Genomic DNA, 19,164 nt, shown 5'->3' on the forward strand with positions numbered 1-19,164 from the left:
CCGGTTCAGCCGTCGCGCCGCTCCCGGGCGAGCAGCGGGGCGAAGGCCCACCAGAGCAGCAGCGACGTACCCGCACCGGCCAGCGCGCCCGCGACCGTGTCGCTGAGCCAGTGCGCGTGCAGCCAGGTGCGGCTCCACATCATCAGCGCGACGAACACCCCGCCGCCCAGCCACCAGGCACGGCGCCGGGCGAGCGGGATCAGCACGACGCCGACGATCACCACGAGGGTCGCGGCGCCGGCGGCGTGGCCGGACGGGAACGAGCCGTGGTCGACCCTGACCAGCGGGTGGGCGGGCCGCGGCCGGTCCACCACGTGCTTGAGGACCTGGACGACGAGCATGTTCGCCGCGAGGTAGGTGGTGAGCAGATACAGCACGGACCACCAGCGCCTCAGGACGAGCAGCGCCACCAGGAGCGCCAGCGGGACCACCACGCCGAGCGGTCCGCCGAACCAGTTCAGAACCGTGGCGACCGCCTCGTAGAGACCTCGGTGCGGTCCTCCCATCCAGCCCAGCCACCGCTCGTCCAGCCCCTGGAAGAAGGGGTGCCGGACGTCGGCGCGTGTCGCGAACCCGATCAGCGCGGTGGCCAGCACGCAGACCAGCGCGAGGGGCAGCACGCGTGGTCGCGGGGGAGCGGCGGAAGGCCGGCGGTCCCCGGCGGCGGTCGGGAGCTCGGGAACGGCGGTCGATGTGTCGGTCACGTGGTGCCTCTCGCGGCCCGGTCCGCGGGGGCGGACGGACGGGGAAACGGATGAACGGATACGGATGAACGGATACGGATGAACGGATACGGATGCGCTGTGGACGAAGGACCGGGGAGGCGTGCCGCGAGCGGCGGCCGGAGGTCCGGCCGCCGCTCGCGGAAGCGTTCTTCCCGGGTCAGGGCTGGGACGGGCCGTTCAACCGGCCGGCGATGAAGGCGACGCTGTCGCCGACGATCGAGACGATGTCCGGGGAGCCCAGGAAGATGTGGTCGGCGCCGTCCACCGGCGTGAGGGTGACCTCGCAGCCCGCGGTGCGCAGTTCCGCGGCGAGGAGCTCGCTCTGGCTGTAAGGCACCAGGCCGTCCTTGGTCCCGTGGATCAGCAGGAAGGGCGGGGCGCCCGCGCCGACATAGGTGACGGGGCTGGCGGCCCGCGCCAGGTCGGTCCGCTCGTCCTCGGTGCCGCCGAGCAGCGCCGCGAACGGGTTGGGGTACTCGGCCGCGCCGGGCGGTGACGGCGGCATCGGGTGGGCGAGCAGCGAGGCGATCTCGTGGACCCCGTACCAGTCGACGACGGCCTGTACCGCCGTCGGCTCACCGAGGACGCCCTCGGTGCCCTCCATCGCGGCACCACCGGGCCCGTCGGCGGTGGTGAGCCCGGCCAGGGCCGCCAGATGACCGCCGGCCGACTCGCCCCACACGGCGATCCGGTCGGTGTCGATGCCGAAGCTGCCGGCGAAGCGGCGGATGTAGCGGATCGCCGCCTTGACGTCGTGCAGCTGCGCCGGGAACGGCGCCTCCAGGCTGTGCCGGTAGTCGATGGAGACGAGGGCGAAGCCGGCGCCGAGGACCGAGCCGTGCAGCAGCTCGACGGGCACGGTGGGCGGCGGGTAGCGCCGGTCGCCCTCCATCCAGCCTCCGCCGTGGATCCAGAGGACGACGGGCGGGGGCGTCGCACTCGCGGGCACCTGGACGTCGAGCAGCCGCGGCCGGTACCCCGGCGAGGTCGCGTAGGTGACGCCCTCGAACCGGGTCACGCCGTCGTCGCCCACCACGGGCGGAACGGGGGCCAGGAAGGGCGGCGGGGGCCACCCCAGGTCGAGTTGGGCTGGCGGTGACTGCGTCATTCCGGTCCCTTTCCATCCAGGTCGATCGACATGTGTCCGCGGCGGCGCACGGCCGTGTGCTCGGCGGAGACCACCGCGGACGGCCGCGCACGGCGGTGAGGTCCACGACGTCCACGACGTCCACGACGTCCACGTCCACGACGTCCACGAAGTCCATGAGGGCGCGGCGCACGGGAGTGCGCGGCGGTTCACGGCGCCGGTGAAATCCAACATCCTGCAACTTTTGCCCGAAATGCCTTGCGCTCGGCGCGGAGGGCTGCCTAGCATGTTACACGTGTAACACCGATCCGTACGGGCGCTGCCCCCAGAATTTCGGTCCAGTTGAATCCGAGAGGCGGCGCAGGAGCCGGCGGAGGTTGCACGAGCGACACAGGCGTCCGTCCCCCCTCGCCTCGCATCCCGCCCCGGGAGTCCCGCGATGCTCACCGTCACCGCGTTCACCGTCTCCGCTCCGTCCATCCCGCCGACGGAGCCCATTCCGCCGATGCGGCCCACTTCGTCGGCGCCGTCCGCGTCGTCCGCGCCCCCGGTCCCGCCGGCGCCCGCCGGCGCCGGGCGGTCGCGGCGCCCGCCGTCCGCGCCGCCTCCTCCGGGCCGCGCGCTCGTCCACTGGGTGCTGGCGCCCGAGGTGGCGGCCGTCCCGCGGATCCGCCGGCGGCTGCACCGCGTCCTGCTGGACTGGCGCATCCATTCCGACGTCATCGACGCCCTTCTGCTGGTCGTCACCGAACTGGCCGCCAACTCCGTGCAGCACGCCGGGCCGTCCACCGAGCGGCTGCGCGTCACCGCGGCCGTCGGCGGTGGTCAGCTGTGGCTGGACGTGAGTGACGGGGACCCGTGCCCGCCCCGCGTCGGGGCGGACGTCGATCCGGACGCGGAGTGCGGGCGCGGTCTGCTGATGGTGAACCTGCTGGTCGACGAGGCGAGCGGCTGGGTGGAGGTGCTCCCGTACGGCGGGCGGGGCGCGGGCGGTGGCGCCGGGAAAACCGTCCGGGTGCGGGTGCCCGTCGCGCGGTGACGGTCACCCCGGCCGCTCCAGGTGGTCGCCCTGGCCCGTCGCGAGGTACCGCTTCCGTCACCGTCCGTGACGAAACCTGTTCTTAACGAGAACCTTTATAGCGAATCATTGACTGTCGTTATTTTGGCGAGATACTGGCTCCACTCTCCCCGCTGCCCCGAGATTGAGGTGCCGCCCCATGGAGCTCTCTCCGTCCGCGCATGCCGATACCTTCTGTCGCGACCGGCTGCCACCGTTCGCCCAGTGGCCCGAACTCAGCTTCGACCTACCGGAGTTGGCGTACCCGACCCGGCTCAACTGCGCGCAGTCGCTGCTCGACGACGCCGTCGCCCGCTGGGGTCCCGACCGGCCGTGCCTGCTCACTCCGACCGGGCGATGGACGTACGGGGACCTCCTGCGGCGCGCCAACCAGGTGGCGCAGGTGCTCACCGAAGACCTGGGCCTCCAGCCCGGGAACCGCGTGCTGCTGCGCGGCCCGAACAATCCGTGGCTGGTCGCGTCCTGGTTCGGCGTCCTGAAGGCCGGCGGCGTCGCCGTCACCACCATGCCGCTGCTGCGCGCCGCGGAACTCGCCGAACTGCACGACATCAGCCGCCCGGTCGCCGCCCTGTGCGATCACCGCTATCTCGAAGAGCTCGACGCGGCCGCCGCCGCAGGCCTGACCGTCGTCCCCTACGGGGGTACCGGGCCGGACGACCTGGCGGCCCGCAGCGAGACGAAGAGCGGCTCGTTCGTGAACGTCGACACCGCCGCGGACGATGTGGCGCTGATCGCCTTCACCTCCGGCACGACGGGGCGCCCCAAGGCGACCATGCACTTCCACCGGGACGTGCTGGCCAACGCCGACACGTTCTCCCGGCATGTCCTCCAGCCCCGGCGGGACGACGTGTTCACCGGAACGCCCCCGCTGGCGTTCACCTTCGGGCTGGGCGGACTGGTGGTGTTCCCGCTGCACGTCGGTGCGGCGACCCTGCTGATCGAGCAGGCCACACCGACCCAACTGGCCGACCTGGTGGCCGAACACGGCGTCACGGTGCTCTTCACCGCACCCACCGCCTACCGCGCGATCATGGCGGCAGGCGTCGCGGACCGGCTGGCCGGCGTCCGCAGATGCGTCTCCGCGGGCGAGGCGCTGCCCGCGAGCGTCTGGGAGGAGTTCCGCGCCACCACCGGACTGCACATCATCGACGGCATCGGCGCGACCGAGATGCTGCACGTGTTCATCTCCGCCGCCGACGGCGACATACGCCCCGGCGCGACGGGCAAGCCGGTCCCGGGCTACCGGGCGGCCGTCGTCGACGAGACGGGGGCGGCGGTCCCCGACGGGCAGCCCGGTCTGCTCGCCGTCAAGGGCCCCACCGGCTGCCGTTACCTGTCGGACCCACGGCAGTCGGAGTACGTCAGGGACGGCTGGAACATCACCGGCGACACGTACATCCGGGACGCCGACGGCTACTTCTGGTACGTGGCCCGCAGCGACGACATGATCGTCTCGTCCGGCTACAACATCGCGGGTCCCGAGGTGGAGAAGGCGCTCGTCGTCCATCCCGACGTCGAGGAGTGCGGCGTGGTGGGCGCCCCGGACGGCAGACGGGGCATGGTCGTCACGGCCTATGTCGTCCTGCGGCCCGGGGTCGAGGCCGGCGCGGACACCGTCAAGGCGCTGCAGGACCACGTCAAGCGGACCATCGCGCCCTACAAGTACCCCCGCGCCATCGAGTTCGTCACCGCGCTGCCGCGCACCAGCAACGGGAAGCTGCGCCGCGGTGAACTGCGCAGGATGGCGGTGGACGGTGCGGCGGGCGGTGAGCCGGCCCTGCCCAGCGTGACCGTCGAACGGCGGGTCGAGTGGCCGGACACGGACGCGGCCGGGCACTACCACCACTCCACGGTGGTGCGCTGGGTCGAGGCGGCCGAAGCGGTCCTGCTGCGCAGGCTCGGCCTCGGCCATCTCTTCGGCAGCATCCCCCGGGTCCACTTCGAGGCGGACTACCGGGAGCGGCTGTGGTTCGGCCAGGCCGTCCGCACCGAGCTGCGGATCACCAAGGTGGGTACCAGTTCGCTGCATTACGCCTTCACCGTCCGCGGTGAGAGCGAGGGCGGGACGGCGGACGGGGACGGGGTCGCCGCCACCGGGCGTATGACGATCGTCCACTCCGCCGCGCGCGCCAAGGGCTCCGAGCCCTGGCCCGACGACGTCCGCCGGCTGCTGTCGACGGCGGGCGCACAGGCTCCCGAGCTCTTCGCCTGACCGGCGCGAGCGGGGCGGGACCGCACCGGTCACGGCCCTGGCGGCGCCCCCGCCATGTTGCAATATTGACGATCGCAGAAAATGCGGCATATCTTATGTCGCAGAACCACGAGGAGGACCCGTGCGCGTAGCAGTCATCGGAGGAGGGCCCGGCGGGCTGTACTTCGCAGCCCTGGCCAAGCAGCTCTCACCGCGATGGGACGTCACCGTCTGGGAGCGCAACGCCGCTGACGACACGTTCGGCTTCGGCGTCGTGTTCTCGGACGAGACGCTCGACGGCATCGCGCAGGCCGACCCCGAGATCTTCGCCGCCATGTCGGAGGAGTTCGCCCGCTGGAGCGACATCGACGTCTGTTACGGCGGCCAGGTCCTCACCTCCGGCGGCCACGGCTTCGCCGCCCTGGGGCGCAAGCGCCTGCTGCAGATCCTGCAGCAGCGCTGCGCCGCACTCGGCGTCGACGTCCGCTACAGCACCCAGGCGCCGCCGGCGGCCGAACTCGCCGCGGAGTACGACCTCGTGGTGGCCTCCGACGGGGTGCGGTCGGCGACCCGGGAGCACTTCGCCGACCGCTTCGGGCCTGATCTCGACGAGCGCGGGTCCCGCTACATGTGGCTGGGCACCGACCGGGTCTTCGAGGCGTTCACCTTCATCGTCGCCGAGGCGGACTTCGGCACCCTGCAGGTCCATGCCTATCCGTTCGACGGGAAGCGCAGCACCTTCATCGTCGAGATCGACGAGGCGGCCTGGCGGCGCGCGGGCTTCGACACGTTCGCGGCCCGTGACCTGCCGCCCGGCACCAGCGACGAGGAGAGCATCCGGCTCTGCGAGGAGCTCCTCGCGGACCACCTCGACGGGCACCGGCTCCTGCCCAACAACTCCAAGTGGCTGCGGTTCACCACCGTGCGCAACCGCTCCTGGCAGCACGGCAACGTCGTCCTGCTGGGCGACGCGGCGCACACCGCGCACTTCTCGATCGGCTCCGGCACCAAGCTGGCGATGGAGGACGCGCTCGCCCTCGCCGCCTGCCTCCATGAGCACCCGGACGTCCCCGCGGCGCTGAGCGCCTACGAGGCGGAGCGCCGGCCGGTGGTCGAATCCACCCAGCGCGCGGCCCAGGCCAGCCTGGAGTGGTTCGAGAACGTCGGCCGGTACACCGGCCAGGACCCGCACCAGTTCGCGTTCAACCTGCTCACCCGCAGCCGCCGCGTCACTTACGACAACCTCCGGGTGCGCGACGGGGAGTTCACCGCGGCGGTCGACTCCTGGCTCGCCGAGACGGAGGAACCGCTGACCGCGGCGGTGCGGCCGGGAGCGGTGTCCGTGCCGCCGATGTTCCGGCCGTTCCAACTCGGCGGACTGCACCTGCGCAACCGGGTGGTCGTGCCGCCCACGGCGCTGTACACCGCACGCGACGGTGTGCCGGGGGACTTCGACCTCGTGCACCTGAGCACCCGGGCACTCGGCGGCTCGGCCCTGGTCTTCGCGGGGATGACGGCCGTCAACCCGCAGGGGCGCGCCACCCCCGGCTGCCCGGGGCTGTACACCGACGGGCAGGAGGCCGCCTGGCGGCGGATCACCGACTTCGTCCACCAGCAGTCGGACACCTGCCTGGGCATCCAGCTCACCCACGCCGGACGCCGTGCCGCGACCACCACGCCCCGCCCCGACGGCGGTTCGGGACCCCTCGGCGACGACGGCTGGCCGACCATCGCCGCCTCGGCCCTGCCCTGGAACGAGGCGGGCCCGGTGCCGCGCGAGGCCACCCGTACGGACATGGACGAGATCGCCCGGGACTTCACCGCCGCCGCGGAACGCGCCCACCGGGCCGGATTCGACGTCCTGGAGCTGCAGTACGGACACGGCCATCTGATGTCCGGCTTCCTCTCCCCGCTGACCAACCTCCGCACCGACGCCTACGGCGGCACGCTGGAAGGACGGCTGCGCTTCCCCCTGGAGGTGCTGCGGGCGGTGCGCGCCGTATGGCCCGCGGGGAAGGCGCTGGTCATCCGGATCTCCGCGGCGGACTGGGCCGAGGGCGGCACCAGCGAAGCCGACGTGGTGGAGATCTGCCGGGCTCTCGCGGACGCCGGGGCGGACGCGCTCGATGTCTCCACCGGTGAGGTCGTCGCCCATGAGCGGCCGCGCTACGGGCGCAGCTACCAGACGCCGTTCGCCGACCTGGTGCGCAACGCCACCGGGATCCCGACCATCGCCGTGGGCGCCATCTCCACCTACGACGACGTCAACTCGATCATCCTGGCGGGCCGCGCCGACCTGTGCGCCGTCGGCCGGGCCCAGCTCCACGACCCGCTGTGGACCCTGCACGCCGCCGCGGCCCAGGACTACACCGGGCCGGGGGCGACGTGGCCGCACTCGTGGAAGGCGGGCAGCGGCAAGCCGCCCGGCGCCCGCACCGACCGGGTGCCGCCCCGGCTCCAGCTGCTGCGCGAAGCGCCCGTGCCCGTGCACCAGCGCTGGCTCCCGCGCCCGGCGGCCGGACTGCCGGACGCGGACCTGTCCGGCGCGACGAGCGGCCGCTGACCGTGCCGACCACCAACCGGGCGCCGCTGACCGGGCCCACCACCGCAGAAGCAAGGAGGACCGGATGCTGAACCTGCCCCGTTTCACCGCCGCCGCGGTCCAGGCGTCCCCGGTGTACCTGGACGCCGCCGCGACCGTCGACAAAGCGATCGCCCTCATCGGGGAGGCGGCCGGCAACGGCGCCTCGCTGATCGTCTTCCCCGAGGTGTTCCTTCCCGGATATCCGTACTGGAACTGGACGATGAACCCGGTCCAGGGCTCCCCGTGGTTCGAGCGCCTCTACCGTTCGTCGGTCGACATCCCGGGACCGGAGGTGGACGCGCTGCGCGCCGCGGCCCGCCAGTACGGCGTCGTCCTCGTCATCGGCGTCAACGAGCGCGGGGCGCACAGCCTCGGCGTCCTCTACAACACGATGCTGACCATCGGCACCGAGGGCGAACTGCTCGGCGTGCACCGCAAGCTGGTGCCGACCTGGGCGGAGAAGCTGACCTGGACCGGCGGCGACGGCAGCTCCCTGCAGGTGCACCGGACTCCGATCGGCCCGCTCGGCGTCCTGGCCTGCGGCGAGAACACCAACACGCTGGCCCGCTTCACGCTGCTGGCGCAGGGCGAACTCGTCCACGCCTCCAGCTACATCGCCCTGCCGGTGGCCCCCGAGGACTACGACATGGCGGACGCCATCGCGGTCCGCACCGCCGCGCACTCCTTCGAGGGCAAGGTCTTCTCCGTCGTGGCCTGTTCCACGATCTCCCCGGAGATCGTGGACACCATCGCCGGCGACGACCAGGAGGTGCGCCGGATGCTCGCCCGCCCGCGCAGCGCGCTGTCCGGGATCTTCGGCCCCGACGGCCGCCCGGTCACCGAACCGCTGATCGACGACGAGGGCATCGTCTACGCCGAGATCGACCTCGGCAAGTGCATCCAGCCCAAGCAGATGCACGACATCACCGGCCACTACAACCGCTTCGACGTCTTCCAGCTCCACGTCGACAACCGTCCACGCCGGCCGGTGACCTTCGCGACCGACCCCGCACCGGCGGCTCCCGGCCCGGACGCCATGGACATCGCGGAACTCAAGGGACTCAAGGACCTCAAGGAGGAGATATGACCGCCGAGAACGACGACACCATGCTGGGGCGCGCCCGCGTGTCCGACACCCCCGAGCTGACGGCGTACTACGGCGAGCTCGCCGGCCTCGAGGCCGGCGCCCTGTGGACCGTCGCCAACGAGATCGAGCCGTGGTTCCCGCAGCCGAAGTCCGTGCCCGTGTTGTGGCGTTACGAGGAACTGCGGCCGCTGGTCCACAAGGCGCTCGACCTCGTCAAGGCCGACGACGCCGGGCGGCGGGTCGTCATGCTCGTCAATCCCGGCCGCAGGGACGTCAGCGCCGCCGCGGGACTGCTCTACACCGGGCTGCAGATCATGGGACCCGGCGAGGCGATGACCGCCCACCGGCACCAGGCCGCCGCGCTGCGCTTCGTCCAGGAGGGCACCGGCGCCTGGACGATCGTGGACGGGCAGAAGCTGAAGGTCGGCGCACGCGACTTCGCCATCACTCCCAACGGCACCTGGCACGAGCACGGCAACGACTCCGACGACGCGCCCGTCATCTGGCAGGACGGCCTGGACATCCCCCTGGTCAACGCCCTGGACGCGGGCTTCTACGAGGTCCACCCCGACCTCTACCAGACGCCGGGAAAGGTGATCAACTCCTCCGTTCTCACCTACGGCGGCAACCTTCTGCCCTACGGCGTGGAGAAGTGGACGAGGCCGTACTCGCCGCTGCTGGCCTACCCCTGGGAGCCGACCTACGCGGCGCTGCGCGACCTGGCGAAGGCCACGGCGGGCTCCCCGTACGACGGCGTGATCATGGAGTACACCGACCCGCTCACCGGCGGATCCGTGATGCCCACCATGAGCGCCCATATGCAGCTGCTGCGCCCCGGCCAGGCGACCCGGGCCCACCGGCACACCGGATCCGTCATCTACACGGCCGCCAAGGGCCACGGAGTCTCGGTGATCGCCGGGCAGCGGTTCGCGTGGAAGCAGGGCGACATCTTCTGCGTGCCGTCCTGGGCCTGGCACGAGCACGAGAACCTCGACCAGTCCGAGGACGCCTGCCTGTTCTCGTTCAACGACTTCCCGGTGATGCGCTCGCTCGGCTTCTACCGCGAAGAGGCGTACACCGCGAACGACGGCCACCAGCCCGTCACTTAGGCCTACTCGGCACTCAGGCCCGCCCGTCACCCGACGGGCCCGCCACCCAGAACGGCCCGCGCCGCCGGATCCGCCGGCCCTGACACCGGCTCCGGCGCCGGAGCCTCCGGGGACACTCCTGTCGCGCCGACACCGTCCCCGGCCAGGACCGGCGGTGTCCTCCTGATGGGGACACCGCCGGTTCACCCCCGGCCCGCCCGACCCCGACGTACCCCGTCCCACCCTCGCAAGGAGCAGCCATGCGCCTGATCACGTACACCCACAACGACGCGCCCGACCGGCTGGGCGCCCAGCTCGACGACCGGGTGGTCGACCTCGCCGCACTGGCCGGGCACGCCGGGACCGAGCTCCCCGCAGACCTGCTCTCCTTCATCCGGTCGGGATCCGCCGCCCTGGACGCGGCCCGGGAGCTGCTGAGCGGCGACCCGGCCGGCTGGCCGGCCGGCGCGGTGCACCCCCTCGCCGACGTCGAACTCCGCGCACCGCTGCGGCCGGGCAAGGTCGTCGGCGTCGGACTGAACTACGTCGAGCACGTCGCGGAGTCCAGCCGCACGCTGGACACGGCGAAGGAACTGCCCGACCGGCCCGTGCTGTTCGGGAAGCCCGCCACCGCGATCACCGGCCCCGGCCGGCCGATCCTGCACAACGCGGACCTGACGACCCAGCTGGACTGGGAGTGCGAACTCGCCGTCGTCATCGGCCGCACCGCCTTCCGCGTCTCGGAGGCGGACGCCTGGGACCACATCTTCGGCTACAGCATCATCAACGACATCAGCGCCCGCGACCAGCGCCGCTCCGGCCAGTGGTTCTTCTCCAAGGGCCAGGACTCCTACGCGCCGTTCGGCCCGGCCGTGGTCACCGCCGACGCGGTGGGGGACCCGATGGCGCTGGACCTGTCGCTGCGGGTCAACGACGTGATCAAGCAGAAGTCGAACACCCGGCACATGCTCTTCCCGATCGCCCGGCTCATCGCGGACATCACCTCGGGCATGACCCTGGAACCCGGCGACGTCATCGCGACCGGCTCCCCGTCGGGCGTCGGCGCCGGCATGGTCCCGCCGGAGTTCCTCCAGCCCGGTGACCTGGTCGAGGCCACGATCGAGGGCATCGGCACGCTCTCGAACCCGGTGATCGACGCCCGCTGACCCACCCTCACCAGCCAACCCCCGCACCGAAGGAGCGCACCGCCTTGTCCCACCGCAGCTACCGGATCGGCCAGATCGTGCCGAGTTCGAACGTCACGATGGAAACCGAAGTGCCCGCCATCCTGCGCGCCCGGGAGACCGTCGCACCGGAACGGTTCACCTTCCACTCCAGCCGGATGCGGATGACCCACGTCACGCCGGAACAGCTCAGGGCCATGGACGCCGACTCCGACCGGTGCGCCCTGGAGCTCTCCGACGCCCGGGTGGACGTGCTCGGTTATGCCTGTCTGGTGGCCATCATGAGCATGGGCCTGGGCTACCACCGCGTCTCCGAGAGCCGGCTGCACGCGCGCACCGCCGAGAACGGCGGAGCGGCCCCGGTGGTCACCAGCGCCGGCGCCCTCGTGCACGGGCTGCGCACCCTCGGCGCCAAGAAGATCGCGCTCGTCGCCCCCTATATGCGCCCGCTCACGCAGACCGTCGTCGAGTACCTGACCCACGAGGGCTTCGAGGTGCTCGACTACGAGGCGCTGGAGATCCCCGACAACCTCGACGTCGCGGCCCACGACCCGGCCCTGCTGCCGGACATCGCGCGGGCGCTGGACTACGAGGAGGCCGACGCCGTCGTGCTCTCCGCGTGCGTGCAGATGCCCTCGCTGGGCGCCATCGACCAGGCCGAGCAGCTGCTCGGCAAGCCCGTGGTGTCCGCGGCGGTGTGCACCGCCCACCAGCTGCTCCGCGCGCTGGACCTGCCGGCGGTCGCGCCGGGAGCGGGACATCTGCTGTCCGGCGGCTATGCCGAGGTGCCCATCCTCGGGCAGGAGGTGGCCGCCGGGTGACCGCCGGGGGATGCCGCAGGGTGCCCGCCGGCCCGCTTCCCGGACCGGCCGGGCCGGCCCGACGTGCCCTGGGGACGGGCCGAGGGCGTACGGCTCGGTAGGATCGCCTCCGCACACGACGGAAGGCGATCATGTCGGACAGCTCGACCCGGCCCAGCTCCCTGATCAACACGGTCTACGGGGCCTTCGTCCGGCATCTCGGCGGATGGATCTCCATCGCCGACCTGATCGTCCTGATGGCGGAACTGGACGTGGACGGCCCCGCGGTGCGGTCGGCGATCTCCCGGCTCAAGAAGCGCGGCATTCTCGAACCCGAGCGGCAGGGGGCGACCGGATACCGGCTCAGCCCCGCCGTGCACGCGATCTTCGACGAGGGCGACCGGCGGATCTTCGGCAGCCTGGAACCGGCGAACCTCAGCGACGGCTGGGTGATGGCCGTCTTCTCCGTTCCCGAGTCCGAGCGCGCCCACCGCTACCAGCTGCGCACCCGGCTGACCTGGCTGGGCTTCGGGAACACCGCGGCCGGCGTGTGGCTGGCGCCCGGCCGGCTGCTGGAGGACGCGCGCAACACGCTCGAACGCCTCGGGCTGAGCGACTACGTCCATCTCTTCACGGCCGACTACGCCGCGTTCAGCGATCTGCGGACCGCCGTCAGCTCCTGGTGGGACTTCCCGGCCATCGAGGCGCAGTACGAGGCGTTCACCGGCACGTACGCGCCCATCGCGGCCCGGCTGGCGGAGCAGTCCGCCATCGATTCCACCGAGGCCTTCCGCGCCTATGTGCCGATGCTGACGCAGTGGCGCCGGCTTCCGTATCTCGACCCAGGCCTGCCCGCCGAGCTGCTTCCCGGTGACTGGAACGCGGTGGAGGCCCGCCGGGTCTTCCAGCAGCTGCACGAGCTGCTCGCCGAACCGAGCCTTCGCCATGTGCGCAAGGTGACGGGTTCCGAAGCGCCGTAGACCGGGCTTCCCGCGGGGCGAAATCCCCGTTAATCCACCCTGTGGTATCACGTGTAACCCGCCATCTTCAGTAGTGCGGTGCACTCTATTGACACGTGTAAATTTCGTATGTTCTTCTTCTGGCTGTAGCTAAATCAGCTCGATAATCTTCGCTGGAGCCGCGCAAGCGGCCATGCCCGCCGTGTAGTCGCACCGCCTGTGGCGGTGGCCCGGCCGGGGGATTCGGCGCAACCCGCCACCGCCCTCCGTTCCGCGACCCGGCATCCAGGATCTCTCTCGCCATCGCCGCCGAGGCGCCCTCAGCGCTCCCCAGATCCTCCCTTCGTACAACTTCCGATGAGGTGAGCATGGCAATATTCCGGCTGGTGATCCGGCGGCTGCTGTCGTCGACTCCGCTGCTGTTCATGGTCTCGGCCCTGACGTTCGTGCTGGTGTCACTGGTGCCGGGGGACCCGGCGCGGACGATCGTCGGGCAGCACGCGACCGAGGAGCAGTACCGGACCGTCCGCGGCCAACTGGGCCTGGACGAACCGCTGCCGGTGCAGTACTGGCACTGGCTGGTGCGGGTGTTCCACGGCGACCTCGGCTCCTCGCTGTTCAGCGGCGAGCCGGTCACGTCGGTGCTGAACAACCGGCTGCCGGTATCGCTCTCCCTGATCGTCGCGGGAACCGTGGTGTCCGGGATCCTGGGCGTGGCGCTGGGCCTGCTGAGCGCGCGGCGCGGCGGCTTCCTGGTCAGGATCGTGGACGGGCTGTCGCTCATCGGCCTGGCCGTCCCGGCGTTCTGGCTCGCGCTGGTCCTGATCGCGGTGCTGGCGGTGCAGCTGCGCTGGTTCCCGGTGACGGGCTACGTACCGTTCGCCGACGACCCGGCGCAGTGGGCGCGCTCGCTGGTACTTCCGGTGATGTCGCTGTCGGTGGGCGCGGTGGCGATCATCGCCAAGCAGACCCGTGACTCGGTGCTGGACACCTCCACCCGCGACTTCATCCGGGTGATGCAGGCCAACGGCTTCTCACCGCGCTCGATCCTCTACCGGCACGTGCTGCGCAACGCGGCGCTGCCGGTGGTGACCGTCCTGGGCGTGGTGCTGGTCAGCCTGCTCTCCGCCGCCGTCTTCGTTGAGACGGTGTTCGCCATGCCGGGCCTCGGCAGCCTGACGCAACAGGCCACCATCCAGCACGACATCCCCCTCATCCAAGGAGCCGTCTTGTACATCACGGTGCTGGTGGTCCTGGTCAACCTGCTGGTGGACCTGGCCTACGGCCGCCTCGACCCGCGGGTGCGTGCCGCATGAACACCGCCGCGAAGAGACCGGGCCTGCTGGCCCGGGTCGTGCGCCGCCCGTCGGGCGCGGCCGCCATCGGCTGGCTGGTGCTGCTGACCGTGGCCACCGCCGGGGCCTCGTTCACCGCCCCGCGCGGGCCGCTGGACCAGGATCTCGGCCATGTACTGGCCGGCCCGTCGGGCGGCCATCTGCTCGGCACCGACAACCTGGGCCGAGACCTGCTGAGCCGGCTGCTGTTCGGCGGCCGCTCCACGCTGCTGGCGGTGGCCGAGTCGCTGCTGGTCTACCTGGTGATCGGCACCGTCCTGGGGCTGGCCTCGGGGTATCTCGGCGGCTGGGTGGACTGGCTGGTCACCCGTACCGCGGACCTGATGTTCGCGCTCCCGGGCATCATCATCGTGCTGGTCGTCCTGTCGGTGTTCCCCGGCAATCTGCACGCGGCGATGATCACTTTCGGGGTGCTCGGCAGTCCGGGCCTGATCCGGATCCTCCGATCGCAGACCCTCGGCATCCGCGAGGAGTTGTACGTCGCCGCCGCGAAGGTCGCGGGGCTGACGCGCTCCCAGATCCTGCGCCGGCACGTGCTGCCGCGGATGACCAGCATGGTCATCGTCCAGGCGGCGCTGTTCTCCGCGATCGTCGTCACCATCCAGGCGGGGCTGGGCTTTCTGGGCCTCGGGGCACAGCCGCCCAACCCGTCCTGGGGCGGCCTCGTCGCCGACGCCTCGCAGGCCATCGACCGTGATCCCTGGATGCTGGTCCCCGCGGGCATTCCGCTGGTCATCACCGTGATCGCGCTGGGTCTGCTGGGGGACGCGATCCGCGACGCGGCCATCGAGGGCTGGTCGGTCTCCAAGATGGCGGCGCCGCAGGGCCGCACGGTGCCGGCGGCGAGGGCCCCCGAGGCCACCGGGCCCCCGGTGGAGGGCGGCGGCGAACCGGACGCGCGGGCGCTGCTGTCGGTCCGGAACCTGTCCGTCGAGATCGGCGGCATCCCCGTCGTCCAGGGAGTGTCCTTCGACGTCATGGCGGGGGAGACGCTCGGCGTCGTCGGTGAGTCCGGGTGCGGTAAGTCGGTGACGGCGCTGGGCGTCCTGGGCCTGGTGCCCGGCGGCGGCCGGGTCGCCGCCGGCCAGGTGGTGTTCGACGGGGTCGACCTGGCCGGATCCCCGGCCGAGCTGGCCCGGGTCCGTGGCTCCGGGATCGCCTATGTGTCCCAGGAACCGATGGTGGCCCTCGACCCGACCTTCCCGGTCGGCCGTCAACTCGCCGAGGCCGTACGGCGGCACAGCCGCACGGACCGGCGGACGACCCGCGCCGCGGCCCACCGCCGGGTGATCGAGCTGCTCACCATGGTGAACATCCCCGACCCGGAGGCGGTGGCCGGCCGCTATCCGCACCAGCTGTCCGGCGGGATGGCCCAGCGCGTCGCCATCGCGCTCGCCCTGGCGGGCGACCCGAAGCTGCTGATCGCCGACGAGCCGACCACCGCGCTGGACGTGACCGTCCAGGCCGAGATCCTGACGCTGCTGCGCGGGCTGCAGGCCGGGACGGGGATGGCCGTGCTCATCGTCACCCACGACTGGGGGGTGGTGGCGGACCTCTGCCACCGGTCGGTCGTGATGTACGCGGGGCAGGTCGTGGAGCAGGCGGACGTCGAGTCGATGTTCACCCTGCCGCTCCATCCGTACACCGCGGGCCTGCTGGCGGCCAACCCGCACCTGGCCGGCGGCGGAGAGCCGCTGCCGACGATCCCCGGCACGGTGCCGGCCCCCCGCGACTGGCCGCAGGGCTGCCGGTTCGCGGCCCGGTGCTCGCTCGTCACCGACGCGTGCGCGGCGGCGCCGGTCGCCCTCACCCGGCCCGTACCCGACCGCCTCACGCGGTGCGTCCATTCCCAGCAGCTCCTCGTGGAGGGCACCCCCAGATGACTCCGCAGACCATCCTCGACATCCAGGACCTGACCGTCGAGTTCCGCCAGGGCCGGCGTACCCCGCCGTTCCGTGCCGTGGACTCGGTGTCCCTGAGCATCGCGGCGGGAGAGACCGTCGGCCTGGTCGGCGAGTCCGGCTCGGGCAAGTCGACCATCGGCCGGGCCGTGCTCGGGCTCAACCCGGTCCGCTCGGGCCGGATCCACTTCGAGGGCACCGACATCACCAGCGCCCGGCCCGGAGTCCGGCGGGAGCTCAGCGCCCGGCTGCAAGTGGTCTTCCAGGACCCGTACTCGTCGCTCAATCCGGCCCGCACCATCGGCCGGACACTCGCCGAACCGCTGCTGGTGCACCGGAAGATCGGCGCGGCGGAGACCGCGGAGCGGGTCACGGAGATGCTGGCGCGGGTCGGGATGCCCGCCGACACCGCGAGCCGGTACCCCGGGCAGTTCTCCGGCGGGCAGCGGCAGCGGATCGCCATCGCCCGCGCGCTGATGCTCTCGCCGCGCCTGGTGATCTGCGACGAACCGGTCAGCGCACTCGACCTGTCCATCCAGGCCCAGGTGATGAACCTGCTGGCCGATCTGCAGAGCGAACTCTCCCTCAGCTATCTGTTCATCGCCCACGACCTCCCCGTCGTCCGGCACCTCTCACACCGCATCGTCGTCCTCTACCGAGGCCAGGTCATGGAGTCCGGGCCCGCCGACGCCGTCTACGCCGATCCCGTGCACCCCTACACCCAGGCGCTGCTCGCGGCGGTCCCCGAACCCGATCCCCGGGTGCAACGGGCCCGCAGGGCCGACAAGGAGGCGGCCGGCGCCACCGTCCTGTCCACCCAGCCGCCCGCGGCCACCGGCTGTGCCTTCGCGCACCGCTGCCCGCACGCGATCGACATCTGCCACAGCCTGCGCCCCGAGCTGCTGCCCGTCCCCGGCGGCGAAGCGTCGGGCGGCGGGCGGACCGCCGCCTGCCATCGCGCCGCGGACCTGCATCCGCTGACCGTTCCAGCACATTCAGGAATCACAGGAGAGGAAGTGCCGTGTTCAGGCAACGAATGATCAGCGGGCTGGCGACCTTGGTGGTGCTCGCCGCCGCGGCCACCGCGTGTGGCGGGTCGTCGAAGGACTCCGGCGGCCAGGGCGACACCCTGACCGTCATCTCCCCGAGCGCCCCGGCGAGCCTCGACCCGGCGAAGGCCAACGTCGGTTCCGACAACTGGTTCGTCAACCTGGCCTACGACACCGTTCTGCGGCAGGGGCAGGACGGGAAGACCGGTCCCGCGCTCGCCACCAAGTGGGGGTATGTCGGCACCGGCAACCGGGAGTTCGACTTCACCCTGCGCGACGGGGTGAAGTTCGCCGACGGCACGGCCATGACCGCCCAGACCGTCGCGGCATCACTGAACTACACCCGTAAGAACGGGCTCAACGTCTCCTGGACCTCGGCGATCGACTCCGTCACCGCCACCGGCCCGCTCACCGTGCGGATCCACTGCTCCAGCCCGCACCCCAACGTGCCCCAGCTGCTCAACCAGATCCTGCTCGTCGGCTCGGTGATCAGCCCCGCGGGCCTGGCGAACGCCGGGAAGATGGGCACCCAGTCCTTCGGCGCGGGCCCGTATGTCCTGGACACCGCCCACACGGCCACCGGCGACCACTACACGTACACCCCCAACCCCAACTACTGGGACAAGACGAAGATCCACTGGAAGAAGGTGATCATCAAGATCGTCGCCAACCCCAACTCGGCCCTCCAGGCCGTGAAGACCGGGCAGGCCGACGTCCTGGGCATCACCGCCAACCAGGTCGACACCGCCACCTCGGGCGGCCTCAGCGTGATCCGTTCGCCCAACGCCTTCCTCGGCATCGACCTCGTCGACCGTGACGGAGTCCTCTCCAAGCCCCTCAAGGACGTCCGGGTCCGGCAGGCCCTCAACTACGCGGTGGACCGCGAGAGCATCACCAAGGCCCTCTTCCAGCAGTACGGTCACGCCACCGACCAGATATCCCTCCCCGGCCTGGACGGTTTCGCCGCCGACTACGACAACCACTACTCCTACGACCCGGCGAAGGCCAAGCAGCTGCTCGCCGCCGCGGGGTACCCGAACGGGTTCCCGCTGCACATGGAGACGCAGAACTTCTTCGGCATCGACCTGGTCACCCAGGCCGTCGTCCAGCAGTGGAAGCAGATCGGCGTCACCGCCACCGTCACCACGGACACCAGCATCGGCCAGTGGCTGGGCAACGCCACCTCCAAGAAGTTCCCCGCGCTCGGGTTCGGCTACGGCGGCGCCTCCACCTACACGCTGTTGCTGGACTGGATGCTGCCGCACCCCACCGCGTTCAATCCGTTCGCCTCGCAGGATCCCGCACTGACCGCCATGCTGGCCACCGCCGCGGCCGCCCCCCAGGAGCAGCAGCCGGCGCTCTACCAGAACGTCATGCGCAGGGTCGTCGACCAGGCGTGGTTCGTCTCGGTGCTGCGGACCGACGGGATCTACGCCTTCAACAGCAAGAAGCTGAAGGGGTTCGCGGTGGCGCCCAGCTACCTTCCCGACCTCGCCTGGGCCACCGCGCCGAAGTAGTACCCGCCCCGGCCTCCTCGCCCTTTCCGCCCCGCGCCTCCCGTCTCCCGCCTGCCCGTTCCGGCCGGCGGGAGACGGGAGGCGCGCTTCGCCGTGGGGCCCGGCGGGCGGCGCACACCTGATCGTCTCTGATCAGTTCGCGCTCCCGTGCGCAGGTCGGCGCAGCGTGGCGGTCCGGTGACCGAGAGGTAGGCGACAACCCTTGCCAGCAACGGCCAACTGTGCTGATATTCGAACCTGCTTGCAGTGACAGCAGGTGCCCTCCCGAACACGCCGGGGCGAACTGGCGGCGCACGTACGGCGCCCAACGGAACAGCCGTCGGATCAGCTCTGCGGTAGCCAGCCCGGCCGCCCTCCCTCAAACGAGTGCCATGCCACAGGACTTCTTCGAACCGCGTCGGCCGGCCGGGCGGGCGCGGCCACCGGGCACGGCTCCGGGGTCCGAACCGGCACGCCGTGACAACGGCGCCTCCGCGTGGCCCGACGAAGTGATCCTGGCGGCCCCGCCGCCCGCCTCGCCCACACCGGTACGGATGCCCGGCGAGGACGAAGGGCGGTG

Annotated in this window: 13 protein-coding genes and 2 pseudogenes; 13 read left to right on the top strand and 2 right to left on the bottom strand. The window is 71.6% G+C overall.

Annotated elements, in window-relative coordinates:
- Positions 1-5 precede the first annotated feature (5 nt).
- Positions 6-704, bottom strand: a complete 699-nt coding sequence (locus LNW72_RS34600; protein WP_250978985.1) for a phosphatase PAP2 family protein — start codon at positions 702-704, stop codon at positions 6-8.
- A gap of 178 nt (positions 705-882) precedes the next feature.
- A complete protein-coding gene (locus tag LNW72_RS34605; protein WP_250978986.1) occupies positions 883-1,833 on the bottom strand; it encodes an alpha/beta hydrolase in 951 nt (316 codons plus the stop codon).
- A gap of 418 nt (positions 1,834-2,251) precedes the next feature.
- On the opposite strand from LNW72_RS34605, the gene LNW72_RS34610 reads away from it, so the two are divergent.
- From LNW72_RS34610 to LNW72_RS34670, 13 genes and pseudogenes are all read left to right on the top strand, one after another.
- Positions 2,252-2,851: an ATP-binding protein gene (locus tag LNW72_RS34610; RefSeq protein ID WP_250978987.1), complete on the top strand. Its 600-nt coding sequence runs from the start codon at positions 2,252-2,254 to the stop codon at positions 2,849-2,851.
- A 178-nt stretch (positions 2,852-3,029) separates the two neighbouring features.
- Positions 3,030-4,655 (top strand): annotated as a pseudogene (locus LNW72_RS34615) (AMP-binding protein); the annotation flags it as partial.
- 78 nt (positions 4,656-4,733) lie between these two features.
- Positions 4,734-5,102, top strand: a pseudogene (locus LNW72_RS34620) (acyl-CoA thioesterase); the annotation flags it as partial.
- A gap of 121 nt (positions 5,103-5,223) precedes the next feature.
- Positions 5,224-7,644 (top strand): bifunctional salicylyl-CoA 5-hydroxylase/oxidoreductase, encoded by a 2,421-nt coding sequence (locus LNW72_RS34625; protein WP_250978988.1) that lies wholly within the window; start codon positions 5,224-5,226, stop codon positions 7,642-7,644.
- Between the two features lie 64 nt (positions 7,645-7,708).
- Positions 7,709-8,752, top strand: coding sequence for a carbon-nitrogen hydrolase family protein (locus LNW72_RS34630; RefSeq protein WP_250978989.1), 1,044 nt, complete (start codon positions 7,709-7,711; stop codon positions 8,750-8,752).
- Complete coding sequence (locus LNW72_RS34635; protein WP_250978990.1) at positions 8,749-9,861, top strand: cupin domain-containing protein; 1,113 nt, start codon at positions 8,749-8,751, stop codon at positions 9,859-9,861. Before LNW72_RS34630 ends, LNW72_RS34635 begins: the two co-directional genes overlap by 4 nt.
- Before the next feature lie 239 nt (positions 9,862-10,100).
- Positions 10,101-11,006, top strand: a complete 906-nt coding sequence (locus LNW72_RS34640) for a fumarylacetoacetate hydrolase family protein (RefSeq protein WP_250978991.1) — start codon at positions 10,101-10,103, stop codon at positions 11,004-11,006.
- Between the two features lie 98 nt (positions 11,007-11,104).
- Positions 11,105-11,845 carry an Asp/Glu racemase gene (locus tag LNW72_RS34645; protein WP_250980427.1) on the top strand — a complete coding sequence of 247 codons (741 nt, stop codon included), beginning with the start codon at positions 11,105-11,107 and terminating at the stop codon, positions 11,843-11,845.
- Positions 11,846-11,976: 131 nt separating this feature from the next.
- Positions 11,977-12,804 carry a PaaX family transcriptional regulator C-terminal domain-containing protein gene (locus tag LNW72_RS34650; RefSeq protein ID WP_250978992.1) on the top strand — a complete coding sequence of 276 codons (828 nt, stop codon included), beginning with the start codon at positions 11,977-11,979 and terminating at the stop codon, positions 12,802-12,804.
- A 347-nt stretch (positions 12,805-13,151) separates the two neighbouring features.
- Positions 13,152-14,099, top strand: a complete 948-nt coding sequence (locus LNW72_RS34655) for an ABC transporter permease (protein WP_250978993.1) — start codon at positions 13,152-13,154, stop codon at positions 14,097-14,099.
- The gene (locus tag LNW72_RS34660; protein ID WP_250978994.1) at positions 14,096-16,021 is read left to right on the top strand and encodes a dipeptide/oligopeptide/nickel ABC transporter permease/ATP-binding protein; all 1,926 of its coding nucleotides are present in this window, start codon (positions 14,096-14,098) and stop codon (positions 16,019-16,021) included. Before LNW72_RS34655 ends, LNW72_RS34660 begins: the two co-directional genes overlap by 4 nt.
- Positions 16,018-17,079 (top strand): ABC transporter ATP-binding protein, encoded by a 1,062-nt coding sequence (locus tag LNW72_RS34665; RefSeq protein WP_250978995.1) that lies wholly within the window; start codon positions 16,018-16,020, stop codon positions 17,077-17,079. Before LNW72_RS34660 ends, LNW72_RS34665 begins: the two co-directional genes overlap by 4 nt.
- A complete protein-coding gene (locus tag LNW72_RS34670; protein ID WP_250978996.1) occupies positions 17,061-18,605 on the top strand; it encodes an ABC transporter substrate-binding protein in 1,545 nt (514 codons plus the stop codon). The genes LNW72_RS34665 and LNW72_RS34670 overlap by 19 nt, the downstream gene beginning before the upstream one ends.
- Positions 18,606-19,164: the final 559 nt, after the last annotated feature.

Source organism: Streptomyces sp. RKAG293 (assembly GCF_023701745.1).
GTDB lineage: Bacteria > Actinomycetota > Actinomycetes > Streptomycetales > Streptomycetaceae > Actinacidiphila.